We start from the raw sequence: 13553 nt of genomic DNA, 5'->3' as shown, positions 1-13553 counted from the left end.
GCCAACGAGCCGGGAGGAGGGGATATGACGATCGATCCGCGGCAGGCCGCCGCGCTGCTGGCCGTTTGCGCCGCACTGGCACCGATACCGGTTGCAGCGCAGGCGACGGATCCGGAAACGACAGTGACGACCGGCGGACTCGATGACATCGTCGTCACCGCGCGCAGGCGCGAAGAGGCGCTACAGGACGTTCCCGTCGCGATCACCGCCCTGTCGGGCGACACGCTCGCGGAGCGCGGCATCATCTCCACCGAAGCGCTGCGCCAGACCGCGCCGGCGCTCAACATCTACCAGAACAACCGGGACGAGGCCGGTTTCTACATCCGCGGCCAGGGGCCCGGCATCGTCGGTGGCGGCGCCCGCAACTTCACCAGCGTCGCCACCTATTTCGCCGAGGTGCCGACGACGATCGCGGGATCCGGCGTGTTCTACGACCTGGCCAATGTGCAGGTGCTGAAGGGCGCGCAGGGCACCTTGTTCGGGCGTAACACCACCGGCGGGGCAGTGCTGTTCGAGCCCAACCGGCCGACCTTCGACCTCGGCGGCTCGATCAAGGCGAGCATCGGCAATTATGATTTCCACGAGGTGGAGGCGATCCTCAACCTGCCGCTGGTCGACGATCTGCTCGCGCTGCGCCTCGCCGGGTCGCTGTCACGGCGCGACGGCTATACCCGGTCGATCGAGACCGGGCAGCGGCTCGACAGCCGCAACCATGATGCGTTCCGCGTCTCGCTGCTGTTCACGCCGGGCGACGCGATCGAGAATGTTACGATCGTCGACTATAATTTCCGCGACAATAGCGGCAGCGGTCTGATCCTGCGCGATATCAATCCTGCCGCGCAGCTTGGCGTGCTGCCGGTGCCGGATGCGTTGCAGGCCGGGTTCGGCCTTCCCGCTACCTTGCCGCTGCGCGCCGGCGCGCCGACGCCGATCGCCTGCCTGTCGGTGGCGCTGCCGGGATGCCCGACCGGGCCGTTCGGCGGCGCGGTGGCGGCGTTCCTGGGGGCCGCCAATGGCGGCTTCAGCCTCTCCGGGCTGACACCGCAACAGTTCGAAGAGGTGCTCGCGCGCCAGCGCGATGTCGGCATTCGCCGCGCGCTGACGCCGCGACGGCTCTACACGCGCAACAAGGCCTATGGCGTCACCAACCGCACCCAGATCGAGTTCAGCGACGCGTTCAGCATCAAGAATATCCTCTCGATCCGGCGCAACCGCACCGCGGACGCGACCGACATCACCGGCGGGCTCAACTATGCCGGCGGCGACTATCCCGGCACCGGCGATCGCCCGCCCTATATCCGCGGCGTCAACCAGTTCACCGAGGAATTGCAGCTTCAGGGCAAGCTGTTCGACGCGCGCCTGAGCTATGTGCTGGGCTTCTATCATGAGAAGGTCACGCCGGGGATCGACCAATCCTATCGCTCGGTCGTGTTCGGGCAGGCGACCAACACCGCCAATGATTTCCGCGACCAGAGCGATGCGCTGTTCGCGCATCTCGAATGGCAGGTGACCGATGCCTTCCAGATCTCCGGCGGGTTCCGTTATACGTGGGACAAGCGCTATCTGACCTCTTCGGTGACGGACGATGCCGGCGCGTGCGTGCAGATCAACACCGCCAACGGGCTGATCGAATGCCCGCTCGCCGGCAACGCGAAGTTCAGCGCGCCGACCTATGATGTGACGTTGCAATATGAATTCTCGCCCAATGTGCTGGCCTATGGCGCCTATCGGCGCGGCTACAAGAGCGGCGGGTTCAACCTCCCCTCCCCCTCGGCGGACTTCGCGACCTTCGACAAGGAGACGGTCGACGATTTCGAGGTGGGGCTGAAGGCGGACTGGGACATCGGCGTGCCGCTGCGCACCAACATCTCGCTGTTCCGCGACAAATATGAAGGCATCCAGATCTCGCTGCCGGTGCTGACCAACGGTACCTTCATCTCGCTCGTCCAGAATGCCGGCAAGGCGACCAATAAGGGCGGCGAACTCGAAGTCTCGCTCAAGCCATCGAGCCGGCTGACGATCGGCGCCTTTGCCTCCTATCTCGATGCCAAATGCGCGACCGATGTCGGCACCGCCTGCCGGGTCGGCCGACAGATCGCGTTTCAGCCGCGCTGGAAGTGGGGGATCAACGGCCAGTTCGTCATCGTCGAGAGCGATGCCGGCACGGTGACCCTGGCCAGCGACTATAGCCATACGGACAAGGTCAACACGTCGGACCCCGACGCGCCGATCGACACCTATCCGGCCTATGGCGTGTGGAACGCGCGGCTCGACTGGTCCGACGCGCTGGCGCGCGGCGTCGACATCAGCCTGTTCGCCAACAACATCGCGAACGAGGATTATATCGTCGGCGGCTATCCGCTCGCCTCCGCGCTCGGCTTCGACACCGTGCTCTATGGCGAGCCGCGCACCTACGGCCTCTCGCTGCGCTACCGCTTCGGCAACTGACCCCAAAATCCTGATCAAACCAACGAGGGAGAGAGACTATGGTAAGGCTGGCAGGAAAGACCGCGCTGGTAACCGGCGGCGGCGAAGGCATCGGGCGCGCGATCGCGACCTTGTTCGCCAAGGAAGGCGCGAAGCTGGTGATCGCGGAGTTCAACCCGGAAACCGGCGAAGCGGCGGCCGATGCGATCACTGCCGCCGGCGGCACCGCCCGCTTCATCCGCACCGACGTCAACGACAAGGCGCAGTTGCTCGCTGCCGTCGACCTGGCGGAGCGCGACTTCGGCGGCGTCGACATCCTCGTCAACAATGCCTGGGGCGGCGGCCATATCCGCCGGCTGGAGGACAAGACCGACGATGAGTTCGACCACAGCTATACGATGTCGGTGAAGGCGGCGTTCTGGGGGATGCGCGCCTGCTTCCCGGCGATGACGCGCGCCGGCTGGGGGCGGATCATCAGCATCTGCTCGCTGAACGGGGTCAACGCGCATCTCTATTCGGCCGATTACAATGCGGGAAAGGAGGGGCTGCGCACCCTCACCCGCTCTGCCGCACGCGAATGGGCCCGGCATGGCATCACCGCCAACATCATCTGCCCCGGCGCCGCCAGCGCCGCCTATCTGCGCTTCAAGGCCACCTATCCCGAGAATGCCGCGGCGATCGACGCGATGAACCCGATGGGCCGCACCGGCGACGTCGACACGGATATCGCACCGGTCGCGCTGTTCCTCGCCAGCGAAGACAGCCGCTACATCACCGGCAACACGCTCTATGCCGATGGCGGCGGCCACATCAACGGCGTCGCCTGGGCCCCGGAACCGGAGACTGTGGCGGCCTGATGTTGGGGTGACGCGCAGCCGAGGGCGTCACCGCCGGGTGCGCGTCACCGCACCAAGGTTCATCCTCGGTCGCGCCGCAAAGCGTTGCTTCGCCGCGCCTTTTCGGCTAGGCGCGCCGCGATCGTCCACCCGGCTCAGGAAAGGAGTGAGCAGATGCAGACCGCAACCGCACCCATCGCCACTTCCATTTTCCGGGTTCGGGACTTTTCGACATGGGCAAGCCCCCTGCAGGCGATCGTCTTCGCCTGATCCTTCTCCGCGGCAACGATGACGCCGCGGCACATAATCTCTTCACCCTCCGTCAGGCGGCCGTGCAATGAACGGGGCCGATATTCGCATCATCGCCTCGTCCGAAAGTTGGATCGACCAACTCGCGGTCGACCAGCTGCGCCAGACCGCGGCGCTGCCCGGCATCGACGCCGTCGTCGGCATGCCGGATCTTCATGCCGGGCGCGGCATCGCCGTGGGAGCTGCGTTCTGGTCGCGCAGCCATGTCTATCCGCATCTCGCGGGCAGCGACATCGGCTGCGGCATGGGGCTGTGGCGCACCGACATCGCGCTGCGCAAGTTCCGCGCCGACGCCGCCGAGCGGCGGCTGCACGGGCTGGACGAGACCTGGCCGGGCGACCGCGCCGGGCGCCTCGTCGCGGCCGGATTGCCGCCGGATGCCGGCGAAGCGCTGGGCACCATCGGCGGCGGCAACCATTTCACCGAACTGCTGCGGGTCGACACGGTGATCGACGCGGCGCTGTTCGCCGAAGCCGGGCTCGACGCGGGGGCAGTGCATCTGATGGTGCACAGCGGTTCGCGCGGGCTGGGCCAGGCGATCCTCGACCGGCACCGCAGCCGGTTCAACGTCGCGGGGCTGACCGCGGAAGATCCCGCCTGCGCCGATTATCTGGCCGAGCACGACGCCGCAACCCGCTGGGCGGTGCTCAACCGTGCGGTGATCGCGGAGCGCTTCCTCGACCGGCTGGCGACGCGTGGCGAGCGGCTGCTCGACCTGTGCCACAACAGCGTGACCCGCCACCGCGACGGCTGGCTGCATCGCAAGGGCGCGGCGCCGGCGGATGGCGGACTGGTCGTCATCCCCGGCTCCCGCGGCGACATGACCTATGTCGTGCGCCCGCGGCCGGACCGGGCGGAGGAGGCGCTCCAGTCGCTGGCGCATGGCGCGGGACGCAAGTGGAGCCGCGGCGAGGCGCGCGGCAAGCTTTCCCGCCGCTTCCGGATCGCCGATCTGGAACGCACCCGGCTGGGCAGCCGCGTGATCTGCGAGGATCGCGACCTGATCTTCGAGGAGGCGCCGCAGGCGTACAAGGATATCCACCAGGTCGTGCGCGACCTGCAGCAGGCGGGGCTGGTCGATCCGGTCGCGATGCTCTGCCCGCTGCTGACCTACAAGGTGCGCCGCGCATGACCGCGATCATCCTGCACCTCTCCTCCGGACAAGGGCCGAGGGAGTGCGAGTGGGTCGTCGCCCAGCTCGCGCGCGTCTGGGCGGCGGAGGCGCGCGCTGCGGGGCTCGCCTGCACGCCCGTCGAGCCGGTCGCGGGGCCGGCGGCTTCGCTGCTGCTCAGCATCGAAGGCGATGGTGCCGAGGCGTTCGCGGCGGCGCGCTCCGGCACAATCCGCTGGATCGGCAGCAGCCCGTTCCGCCCGCTCCACCGGCGGCGCAACTGGTTCGTCGGTGCTGCGCGCGTGGCACAGGCGGAGGACGGGCTCGACCTTGAAGACGCCGACATCCGCTACCAGACGCTGCGCGCCTCCGGCCCCGGTGGCCAGCATGTCAACAAGACTGACAGCGCGGTGCGCGCCACCCATCTGCCGACCGGGCTGACCAGCTTCTCGCAGGACCAGCGATCCCAGTTCGCCAACCGCCGCATCGCGCGGCTGAAGCTGTCGCTGCTGTTGGAGGAGCGGCGGCACGCGGCGGCAGCGGCCGGGCGGCGGGAGGAATGGAGCCGCAATCAGGGTCTGGAACGGGGCAATGCGGTGCGGACTTATCGGGGGGAGGATTTCCGGTTGGGTTGAGGCGGGAAACTGTGCGCGCAACCGCCGGACAATCACCAATGCCGCCGCCTCGCTGCGAAGCGCCATTGGCGACGCCCGTTGCGATTGCATCCACTGCATCTGCGATTTGCATCGCGATGCAAAGCCGTTGGTGCTAGAGGCACCGCGCTGTGATGCAGCCCCCTTCCGGAGCCCGAATGATGAGTGAGTCGATGTCCGCTGCCGCCTTGTCGCGGATCGCACCCGCGCCGGATGCGCGCGCGGCGCCGGTCGGGCTCATCCTGTTCGCGCTTGCGATGGGCGGGTTTGCGATCGGCACCACCGAATTCGCGACGATGAGCCTGCTGCCTTTCTTCGCGCCCGACCTCGGCATCGACGCGCCGACCGCCGGGCATGTGATCAGCGCCTACGCGCTGGGCGTGGTCGTCGGGGCACCCTTGATCGCGGTGCTGGCCGCGCGGCTGCCGCGACGGTCGCTGCTGATCGCGCTGATGCTGATGTTCGCGCTGGGCAACGGCCTTTCCGCGGTCGCCGCCTCTTATCATCTGATGCTCGCCGCCCGCTTCGTTGCCGGGCTGCCGCATGGCGCCTATTTCGGCGTCGCGGCGCTGGTCGCCGCCTCGCTGGTCGATCCCGCCAAGCGCGCGCAGGCGTTCGCACTGGTGATGACCGGGCTGACCGTCTCTACGATCATCGGCGTGCCGCTCGCCAATGCGATCGGCCAGCTCGTCGGCTGGCGCTGGGGCTTTATCCTCGTCAGCGGGCTGGCGCTGGCGACTGCGGGGTTGATCGCCGCCTTCGCGCCACGGACCGCGCCCGCGAAGGACGCCAGCCCGCTGACCGAGCTTTCCGCGCTCAAGCGCAAGCAGGTGTGGCTGACGCTGGCGATCGGCGCGATCGGCTTCGGCGGCATGTTCGCGGTCTACACCTATCTTGCCTCGACCGTGCTGACCGTGACGCAGGCTTCGCCCGCTATGATCCCGGTGCTGCTGGTGCTGTTCGGCATCGGCCTGACCGGCGGCAATTTCGCCGTCGCCTGGGCGGCCGATCGCAAGCTGATGCCGACGGTGGCGGGCGTCTTGATCTGGAGCTTCGTCGCGCTTGCCATCTATCCCTTCGCCACCGGCAGCCTCTGGACGCTGGCGCCGATGGTGGTGCTGATCGGTTGCGGCGGCGGCCTGGGTACCGCGCTGCAGACACGGCTGATGGACGTGGCGGGTGAGGCGCAGACCCTGGCTGCGGCGCTCAACCACAGCGCGTTCAACACCGCCAACGCGCTGGGGCCGTGGCTTGCCGGCATGGCGATCGCCGCCGGCTGGGGGCTGCCCTCGACCGGCTGGGTCGGCGCCGCGCTGGCGGCGGGGGGGCTGCTGTTCTGGATGCTGTCGATGCTCGCGGACCGGGAGGGGCGGCGCTAAATCTCGAGGGTGACTCGCCGAATTCCCAAACTCCTCTTCACCCCAGGTCGAGCCGGGGTGACGAAACAGCGTTCCATCCAGACGAAAGGACGTTTCGATGCAATACCGCACCCTCGGCGCCTCGGGCCTCAAGGTTTCGACGCTCATCCTGGGCACGATGACCTTCGGCGGCCAGGGCGCGTTCGCCAAGACCGGCAATACCGACATCGAAGGCGCCCGGCGGCAGATCGACATGGCGCTGGATGCCGGCGTCAACATGCTCGACACGGCGGATATATATTCAGCCGGCATGTCCGAAGAGATCATCCGCGAGGCGATCGCCGGGCGGCGTGACCGGCTCATGCTCGCCACCAAGGTGCGCTTCCCAACCGGTAGCAAGGGCCCCAACGAGCGCGGCCTTTCGCGCCACCACATCGTGCGCGCCTGCGAGGCGAGCCTCAAGCGGCTCGGCACCGACCATATCGAGCTTTACTGGTGCCACCAGTGGGATGGGCAGACGCCGGTGGAAGAGACGCTGCGCGCGCTCGACGACCTCACCCGCGCCGGCAAGATCGGCTATGTCGGCGTCTCCAACTTCTCCGGCTGGCACATCATGAAGATGCTCGCCGCCGCCGCGAAGGAAGGGCTCGTCCGACCGGTCGGCCAGCAGATCCATTACACCTTGCAGGCGCGCGAAGCCGAATATGAGCTGCTGCCGATCGCGGTCGACCAGGGCGTCGACGCAGTGATCTGGTCGCCGCTCGCCGGCGGGCTGCTCTCGGGCAAGTATCGCCGCAACCAGCCCGAGCCCGAAGGAACGCGCAAGGCCGCCAACTGGGACGAGCCGCCGGTGCGCGACGTCGAGGCACTGTACGATATCGTCGAGGTGCTGGTCGAAGTCGCCAAGGGCTATGAGGGCGCCACGCCGGCGCAGGTGGCGCTTGCCTGGCTGCTGGCACGGCCGGGCGTCGCCAGCCTCGTCGTCGGCGCGCGCACCGATGCGCAGCTCGCCGACAATCTGAAGGCGGCCGAACTGGTGTTGAGCGCCGAGGATGTCGCGAAGCTGGAGGCAGCCAGCCGGCCGCCGCTGCTCTATCCCTATTGGCACCAGAAGGCGACCGCGTCGGATCGGCTTTCGGCCGCCGACCATGTGCTGATCGGCTCACACCTCGCATGAACGATCGCCCGCCCACCTCGCGCGATGTCGCGCGGCGGGCGGGCGTCTCGCAATCGGCGGTATCGCGCGCGTTCACGCCCGGTGCCAGCATCTCACCGGAGATGCGCGAGCGGATCGAGTGCGCCGCCGCCGACCTCAATTACCGCCCCAACCTGCTGCCCGGCATGATGCTGAAGGGACGCACCGGCATTATCGCGGTGGTCGTCGGCGGCTTCTACAATCCCTTCTACGCGATGACATTGGAGGCCTTCACCCGCGCGCTGACCGCGGCAGGCCGCCAGATCATGCTGATCCAGATCGAGAGCGACCGCGCGCTCGACGATGCGGTGGGCCGGCTTGCCGGCTATCGCGTCGACGGCGTCGTCAGCGCGCTTTCGGTGCAGTCGCAGCCGGTGGCGGAGGCGCTCTCGGCCTATCGCGTGCCGATCGTCACGCTCAATTCCGCGGTGGAAACCGAGTGGGTGCGCAGCGTGCGATCGGACAATCGCGCCGCCGGCATGCAGGCGGCGCGATTGCTCCACGCCCGCGGCGGCACCCGCTTCGCCTATGTCGCGGGCCCCCTCGACAGCATCTCGCAGGTTGAGCGCGGCATCGGCTTTCGCGAGGCGCTCGCGGCGCTCGGCCTGCCCGCGCCGCTCGAACTGCCCGGTGACTATCACCATGCCGGCGGCCTCGCGGCGGGCCGTGCGCTGTTGTCGCAGGGGAGTCCGCCCGATGCGATCTTCTGCGCCAACGACCTGACCGCACTGGGCGTGATCGATGCGTTACGCGCCGGCGGGCGCAGCTGCCCGGCCGATTTCCGCATCATCGGCTATGACAATATCGAGGCCGCCTCCTGGCCCGGCTATGCGCTCGCAACCTTCGACCAGCGCGTCGACGAGATGGTCGCGATGGCGGTGGCTATGCTGTGCGATCCGCCCGGCGGCGATGCCATCCGCACCGTCCAGCCGCTGCTCGTCGATCGCGTCTCCGCAGGTGGCTGATCGCCGTCTGCGGAGAAAAGTCGGTCGCCACGGCTTGATCGCTCCCGCCGGCGCGCTACCGCAACTGCAACATCCGGGAGAATGAAGTGGTCAAGATCGTCGGCCTGGGCGGCACCGCCAAACCATCATCGTCCACCGAACTGGCGCTGAAGGTCGCGCTGGACGCCGCCACCGCGGCAGGCGCCGACGTGCGACTGTTCGATGGGCCGTTCCTGAGCGCACTGCCGATCTATGGCGTGCCCGGATCCGAAAACTCGGAAGCCGGCAAGGCGCTGGTCGCCGCGGTGCGCGAGGCCGACGGCGTGATCCTGGCGAGCCCGGGCTATCACGGCTCGATCTCCGGCGGCGTGAAGAATGCGATCGACTATCTGGAAGAAACCGCGCGCGACGCCCGCGTCTATCTGGACGGGCTGCCGGTGGGGCTGATCGCCACCGCTTATGGCTGGCAGGCGACAGGCAGCACGCTGGCGACGATGCGTTCGATCGTCCACGCGCTGCGCGGCTGGCCGACGCCGCTGGGTGCCGCGATCCGCACTGTCGGCGGATTGTTTACCGCCGAAGGCTGCACGGACGAGGCCGTGGCGGCGCAGCTGGCGCTCGTCGGCCGCCAGGTCGTTGAATTCGCGCGGCTGCACAAGACCAGCCCGTCGATCACCGACACCGGCGACGCAATCGAGGGGTGACGCGCGCGGGCGCCGCCGCTATCAGCGCGCCCAATCTGTTCATCGGAAAGCGTAAAGACATGGCCGACACACCGCCCGATCACCTCTGCAACGATCCCCGCAGCCCGCATTATGACGCGGATGTGCTCGCGCGCGGCATCGGCATCCGCTTCAAGGGCAATGAGCGGACCGACGTGGAAGAATATTCCGTGTCCGAAGGCTGGGTGCGCGTGGCGCTGGGCAAGAAGGTCGATCGCCGCGGTCGCCCGCTGACGATCAAGCTTTCCGGCCCGGTTGAGCCCTATTTCCTGACCGCTGGCGACGAGGCGGAGGCCGAGCCAGAAGCCGGTGACGCCGAAGCGGGCGAAACCCCGGACAAGGCCGACTGATCATGGCCGTGCCGGCGCTGGCCGCCCGATCGCTGGTGAAGCGTTACGGGGCGGTCCAGGCGCTGGCCGGTCTCGATCTCGATGTGCCCGCCGGCGGCGTGTTCGGGCTGCTCGGCCCCAACGGTGCCGGCAAATCGACCCTGCTGCGCATCGCGATCGACCTCGTGCGGCCGAGCGCCGGCTCGGTCGAACTGTTCGGCGCCCCGCCCAGCCCCGCCGTTCTGCGCCGAGTCGGCAGCTTCATCGAGACGCCGCGCTTCCACGCCTATCTCTCCGCGCGCGAGGCGCTGACCCATGTCGCGCTGGTCGGCGGCCTCAGGCGCTTCGATCCCGATCAGCTGCTCGACCGCGTCGGGCTGACCGATGCCGCAGATCGCCGGGTCGATACCTTCTCGCTCGGCATGAAGCAGCGGCTGGGTATCGCCGCCGCGCTGGTCGGCACGCCTGACCTCATCATCCTCGACGAGCCGACCAACGGCATGGATCCGGCCGGCATCAGCGAGATCCGCGCCTTGGTGCGCAACCTTGCCGACGTCGACGGCGTCACCGTGCTGCTTTCCAGCCATCTGCTCGACGAGGTGCAGCGCATCTGCGATCGCGTCGCCATCCTCGACCATGGCCGCCTCGTCGCGACCGGCGCGATCGACGACATGCTGGCCGCCCGCGCGCGGCTGCGGATCAGCGCCACGCCCGCCGACGCGGTGCTCGCGACATTGGGCGAGCGCGGCCAGCGCGATGGCGATGCCGTGCTGGCGGACATCGAGCGCAGCGAAGCGCCCGCGCTGATCGCAGCGCTGGTCGCGGCCGGCGTGGCGATCGAGGAGGCGCGCTGGGAGGGCGCCAATCTGGAAAGCCTGTTCTTCCAGCAGACCGGAGGCGCCCGATGATTGCCGACGCGATCCGCGCCGAACTGTTCCGCGCGCGGCGCAACCGCGTGATGCTGTTCTGGGCTTATGGCTTCGTGCCGCTGTTCGCGCTGCTGCTCGGCGTCGCGCTCGAAAATGTGATGCGGGTGACGGATGCCCAACTGCTCAGCGCGACCAATCCGGTGGCGCTGGCGCTGCGCGGGTTGAATGCCGCAGGCAATCCGATTGCGGCCTTGTTCTACGCGATCGGCGCGGCATCATTGTTCGCGGGCGATTACCGCTACGAAAGCTGGCGCCTCGCCACCCCGCGCAACCGCCGTGCCAATCTGATCCTCGGCAAGGTGACGGTGTTCGCCATCTTCGCGGCGGTCAGCCTGCTGCTGTCGATGCTGGCGGACGTGCTGTCCGGGCTTTACCAGCCACTGCTTCATGGTGCGCCGCTGGCCTGGCCCGCCGGCGCCGGCTGGATCGGCGCGCTGGCCGCCGGCTTTGCCGGATCGCTGCTGGAGATGCTGGTGGTGGCTGCGATGGCCGGCCTCGGCGCGGTCGCGAGCCGTTCGCTGCTCGGCGGCGCCCTCCCTGCCTTCCTGCTCGCGCTGGCGCAGACCATGGCGCTGGGGTTCGTGACGCGAGGGCCGGCGCTCGATCGCTATTTGCTGGCGCCAGCGCAGGCGGGCGATGCGGTGCGCGGCTGGGCGGTGGGCGGCATCCCCGGCGATGTCGCGCTGGCGGGGGCCGGCGTGCTCGCCCTGTGGGTGATCGCGCTGGTGGTGGCGGCGGTGGTGATCTTCGAGCGGCAGGATCTGGCGCGGGAGTAGACTGCTGCGCGAAAGGAGCGGTGCGGAAATCGGTCGAACCGTTCAGCCCCTCCCACGAACCGTTCCACCAGCGCCACGTCGTCCGCCATTTTTTCCGGCATATCAAGCGGATGGCGCCGGCATCGGCCGGCATCGCCCAAACATCGGGAGCATGCATGGCCCTCCTCGATTTCTTCCGCGGCGGCACCGAGCAGGATCGCTTCGCCCGTGAGGTGATGTCCCGCCTGCGCAAGGCAGGCTGGGAAGGCGCACTGAACTACGACAAGGATCGGTTCGAGATCGATACCGCCGGCGTCACCGGCCGCGTCTATCTGGGCAATATGTTTCGCGGCTGGCAGGAGGCCGATGGTGCCACCGGGCGCGAGGCGGAATTCGCCAAGATCACCGGCTTCCTGCTGGAAACCGCGGCGGGCGTGCCCGATCAGGTGCCGGGCGAAAGCCTGATGCCGATCATCCGCGCACGGCTCGATTTCGAGCCGATCGCAGCCGACCAACTCGGGCTGCCGGCGAACAGCTATGAAGGCGCGATGCAGCCGCTGTGCGACGTGATGGCGATGCTGATCGCGTCGGATTCGGAACATGGCATCCGCCTGCTCACCGCCGACGCTCTGCGTGACAGCGGGTTCGATTTTGCGGCGGCGACCGCGCAGGCGCTCGACAATCTGCGGGCGGCAAGCCCCTGCAAGTTCACCCAGGGCGAGGGTGGCTTCTACATCTCCGACTATCAGGACCATTACGACTCATCGCGCGTATTGCTGCCGCACCTGTTCGATCAGCTCGGCCTGAGGGGCGATCCGGTGGCGATCGTCTTCGAACGCCGTTCGATCCTGGTCGCGGGGGCCGACGACGCTGCGGCGCTGGAGCATATGGGCGCTGCCGCGACGCAATGGCTGGCCGAGGCGGATCGCCTGATCTCCTGCCTGCCGATCCGGCTGACCCACGGCACATGGGCGCCCTTCGACGCGGAGGCCGCCGGCCAGCCCGCACTCCATGCGTTGCGCGGGCAACAATGGGGCTGGGTCTATAGCGGCCAGAAGGAATTGCTCGACGCCCAGCATGAGAAGGACGGTACCGACATCTTCGTCGCCAGCCTGATGCTGATCGAACATGAGGGCTGGCTGCGCACCGCCGCGACATGGACCACCGACGCTCTCTCGCTGCTGCCGCGCGCGGATGTGGTGCTGATCGGATCGAGCAGCGGCGACAAGACGATCGCGCGGAGCTGGGAGTCGATCGAACGGGTGATGGGGCCACTTACGCCCGAGCCGGGGCTATGGCCGCCGCGCTACCGGATCGATGGACCGGCGCTGCTGGATGTCGTGGAGCGGTTGCGGACGGAGCATGCCTGCCCGCCCTGGTTCTTCGAGATATAATGAGGTGTCCTGTTCCCCTCCCCTGAAAGGGAGGGGCGAGACTCCTGCGCTCAAGCCGCTTCGAGCGCGCCTTCCAGCATCGCCGCCTGTGCCAGCGAGGTGCCGTCGAGCACCTTGGCGGTATCCTGCCGCACCATCGCCATCACGTGGCGGATCGCGCAGGTCGCTTCGTCATGGCAATCCTCGCAGCGGCGATAGCCTGTCAGCGAAGCGCAGGGGACAAGCGCCAGCGGACCATCCAGCGTGCGGACGACCTCGCCGAAAGAAATGTCGCTTGCCGGGCGCGCAAGCACATAGCCGCCGCCTGGGCCCCGCCGGCTCTTCACCATGCCGGCCTTCTTCAGATCGAGCATGATCAGTTCGAGATATTTGCGCGGCACCTGCTGGGTCTCGGCGATCTCGGTCAGCTGGATCGGCGAACCGTCATGGCGTTCAGCGAGATAGAGCAACGATCTAAGAGCGTAACGGGTCTTCTGCGACAGCATCGACGAATGTCCGGGTCCTGGTACGGGAAAAGGCCTTATCCCTGCTCGGGTAATCGAGACAAATGGCAGGATTGCGGCAGTCCGGCCTGATTCTCCGCCTTATTCG

At 68.0% G+C, this 13553-nt stretch carries 13 protein-coding genes; 12 read left to right on the top strand and 1 reads right to left on the bottom strand.

The window, feature by feature from the left end; all coding sequences use genetic code 11:
• Window positions 1-24: 24 nt before the first annotated feature.
• The 12 genes from FHS96_RS15705 (at window position 25) to FHS96_RS15650 (ending at window position 12962) form a co-directional block, all read left to right on the top strand.
• Window positions 25-2448: a TonB-dependent receptor gene (locus FHS96_RS15705; RefSeq protein WP_429593389.1), complete on the top strand. Its 2424-nt coding sequence runs from the start codon at window positions 25-27 to the stop codon at window positions 2446-2448.
• Between the two features lie 38 nt (window positions 2449-2486).
• Window positions 2487-3284: an SDR family NAD(P)-dependent oxidoreductase gene (locus FHS96_RS15700; protein ID WP_429593387.1), complete on the top strand. Its 798-nt coding sequence runs from the start codon at window positions 2487-2489 to the stop codon at window positions 3282-3284.
• A 316-nt stretch (window positions 3285-3600) separates the two neighbouring features.
• Window positions 3601-4704 (top strand): RNA ligase RtcB family protein, encoded by a 1104-nt coding sequence (locus FHS96_RS15695; protein WP_429593385.1) that lies wholly within the window; start codon window positions 3601-3603, stop codon window positions 4702-4704.
• Entirely contained in the window at window positions 4701-5318 is a 618-nt protein-coding gene (gene prfH, locus FHS96_RS15690; protein ID WP_429593384.1) for a peptide chain release factor H, read from the top strand. Before FHS96_RS15695 ends, prfH begins: the two co-directional genes overlap by 4 nt.
• A 191-nt stretch (window positions 5319-5509) precedes the next feature.
• Window positions 5510-6715, top strand: coding sequence for an MFS transporter (locus FHS96_RS15685; protein ID WP_429593382.1), 1206 nt, complete (start codon window positions 5510-5512; stop codon window positions 6713-6715).
• A 97-nt stretch (window positions 6716-6812) separates the two neighbouring features.
• A complete protein-coding gene (locus FHS96_RS15680; RefSeq protein WP_429593379.1) occupies window positions 6813-7871 on the top strand; it encodes an aldo/keto reductase in 1059 nt (352 codons plus the stop codon).
• On the top strand, window positions 7868-8854 hold the full coding sequence (locus FHS96_RS15675) for a LacI family DNA-binding transcriptional regulator (protein ID WP_429593377.1): 987 nt from the start codon (window positions 7868-7870) through the stop codon (window positions 8852-8854). Before FHS96_RS15680 ends, FHS96_RS15675 begins: the two co-directional genes overlap by 4 nt.
• 86 nt (window positions 8855-8940) lie before the next feature.
• Complete coding sequence (locus FHS96_RS15670; protein ID WP_429593375.1) at window positions 8941-9537, top strand: NADPH-dependent FMN reductase; 597 nt, start codon at window positions 8941-8943, stop codon at window positions 9535-9537.
• A gap of 59 nt (window positions 9538-9596) precedes the next feature.
• Window positions 9597-9905 (top strand): DUF3297 family protein, encoded by a 309-nt coding sequence (locus FHS96_RS15665; RefSeq protein ID WP_429593373.1) that lies wholly within the window; start codon window positions 9597-9599, stop codon window positions 9903-9905.
• A 2-nt stretch (window positions 9906-9907) separates the two neighbouring features.
• Window positions 9908-10792 (top strand): ABC transporter ATP-binding protein, encoded by an 885-nt coding sequence (locus FHS96_RS15660; protein ID WP_429593370.1) that lies wholly within the window; start codon window positions 9908-9910, stop codon window positions 10790-10792.
• A complete protein-coding gene (locus tag FHS96_RS15655; RefSeq protein WP_429593367.1) occupies window positions 10789-11589 on the top strand; it encodes a hypothetical protein in 801 nt (266 codons plus the stop codon). Before FHS96_RS15660 ends, FHS96_RS15655 begins: the two co-directional genes overlap by 4 nt.
• A 155-nt stretch (window positions 11590-11744) precedes the next feature.
• On the top strand, window positions 11745-12962 hold the full coding sequence (locus FHS96_RS15650) for a DUF1444 domain-containing protein (protein ID WP_429593364.1): 1218 nt from the start codon (window positions 11745-11747) through the stop codon (window positions 12960-12962).
• Window positions 12963-13012: 50 nt separating this feature from the next.
• Here the strand turns inward: FHS96_RS15650 and FHS96_RS15645 are convergent, their stop codons facing one another.
• Window positions 13013-13447 carry an RrF2 family transcriptional regulator gene (locus FHS96_RS15645; protein ID WP_429593361.1) on the bottom strand — a complete coding sequence of 145 codons (435 nt, stop codon included), beginning with the start codon at window positions 13445-13447 and terminating at the stop codon, window positions 13013-13015.
• Between the last annotated feature and the right edge of the window lie 106 nt (window positions 13448-13553).

The organism is Sphingomonas zeicaulis, from assembly GCF_050433225.1.
Taxonomy (GTDB): Bacteria; Pseudomonadota; Alphaproteobacteria; order Sphingomonadales; family Sphingomonadaceae; genus Sphingomonas_D; species Sphingomonas_D zeicaulis.
The sequence above is the reverse complement of the archived record's forward strand: the minus strand, read 5'-3'. Positions and strand labels throughout refer to the sequence as shown.

Bases quoted from the DNA above. Each gene is read 5' to 3' on its own strand.
- FHS96_RS15705 (WP_429593389.1), top strand. From the start codon at position 25: ATGACGATCGATCCGCGGCAGGCCGCCGCGCTGCTGGCCGTTTGCGCC.
- FHS96_RS15700 (WP_429593387.1), top strand. From the start codon at position 2,487: ATGGTAAGGCTGGCAGGAAAGACCGCGCTGGTAACCGGCGGCGGCGAA.
- FHS96_RS15695 (WP_429593385.1), top strand. From the start codon at position 3,601: ATGAACGGGGCCGATATTCGCATCATCGCCTCGTCCGAAAGTTGGATC.
- prfH (WP_429593384.1), top strand. From the start codon at position 4,701: ATGACCGCGATCATCCTGCACCTCTCCTCCGGACAAGGGCCGAGGGAG.
- FHS96_RS15685 (WP_429593382.1), top strand. From the start codon at position 5,510: ATGTCCGCTGCCGCCTTGTCGCGGATCGCACCCGCGCCGGATGCGCGC.
- FHS96_RS15680 (WP_429593379.1), top strand. From the start codon at position 6,813: ATGCAATACCGCACCCTCGGCGCCTCGGGCCTCAAGGTTTCGACGCTC.
- FHS96_RS15675 (WP_429593377.1), top strand. From the start codon at position 7,868: ATGAACGATCGCCCGCCCACCTCGCGCGATGTCGCGCGGCGGGCGGGC.
- FHS96_RS15665 (WP_429593373.1), top strand. From the start codon at position 9,597: ATGGCCGACACACCGCCCGATCACCTCTGCAACGATCCCCGCAGCCCG.
- FHS96_RS15660 (WP_429593370.1), top strand. From the start codon at position 9,908: ATGGCCGTGCCGGCGCTGGCCGCCCGATCGCTGGTGAAGCGTTACGGG.
- FHS96_RS15655 (WP_429593367.1), top strand. From the start codon at position 10,789: ATGATTGCCGACGCGATCCGCGCCGAACTGTTCCGCGCGCGGCGCAAC.
- FHS96_RS15650 (WP_429593364.1), top strand. From the start codon at position 11,745: ATGGCCCTCCTCGATTTCTTCCGCGGCGGCACCGAGCAGGATCGCTTC.
- FHS96_RS15645 (WP_429593361.1), bottom strand. From the start codon at position 13,447: ATGCTGTCGCAGAAGACCCGTTACGCTCTTAGATCGTTGCTCTATCTC.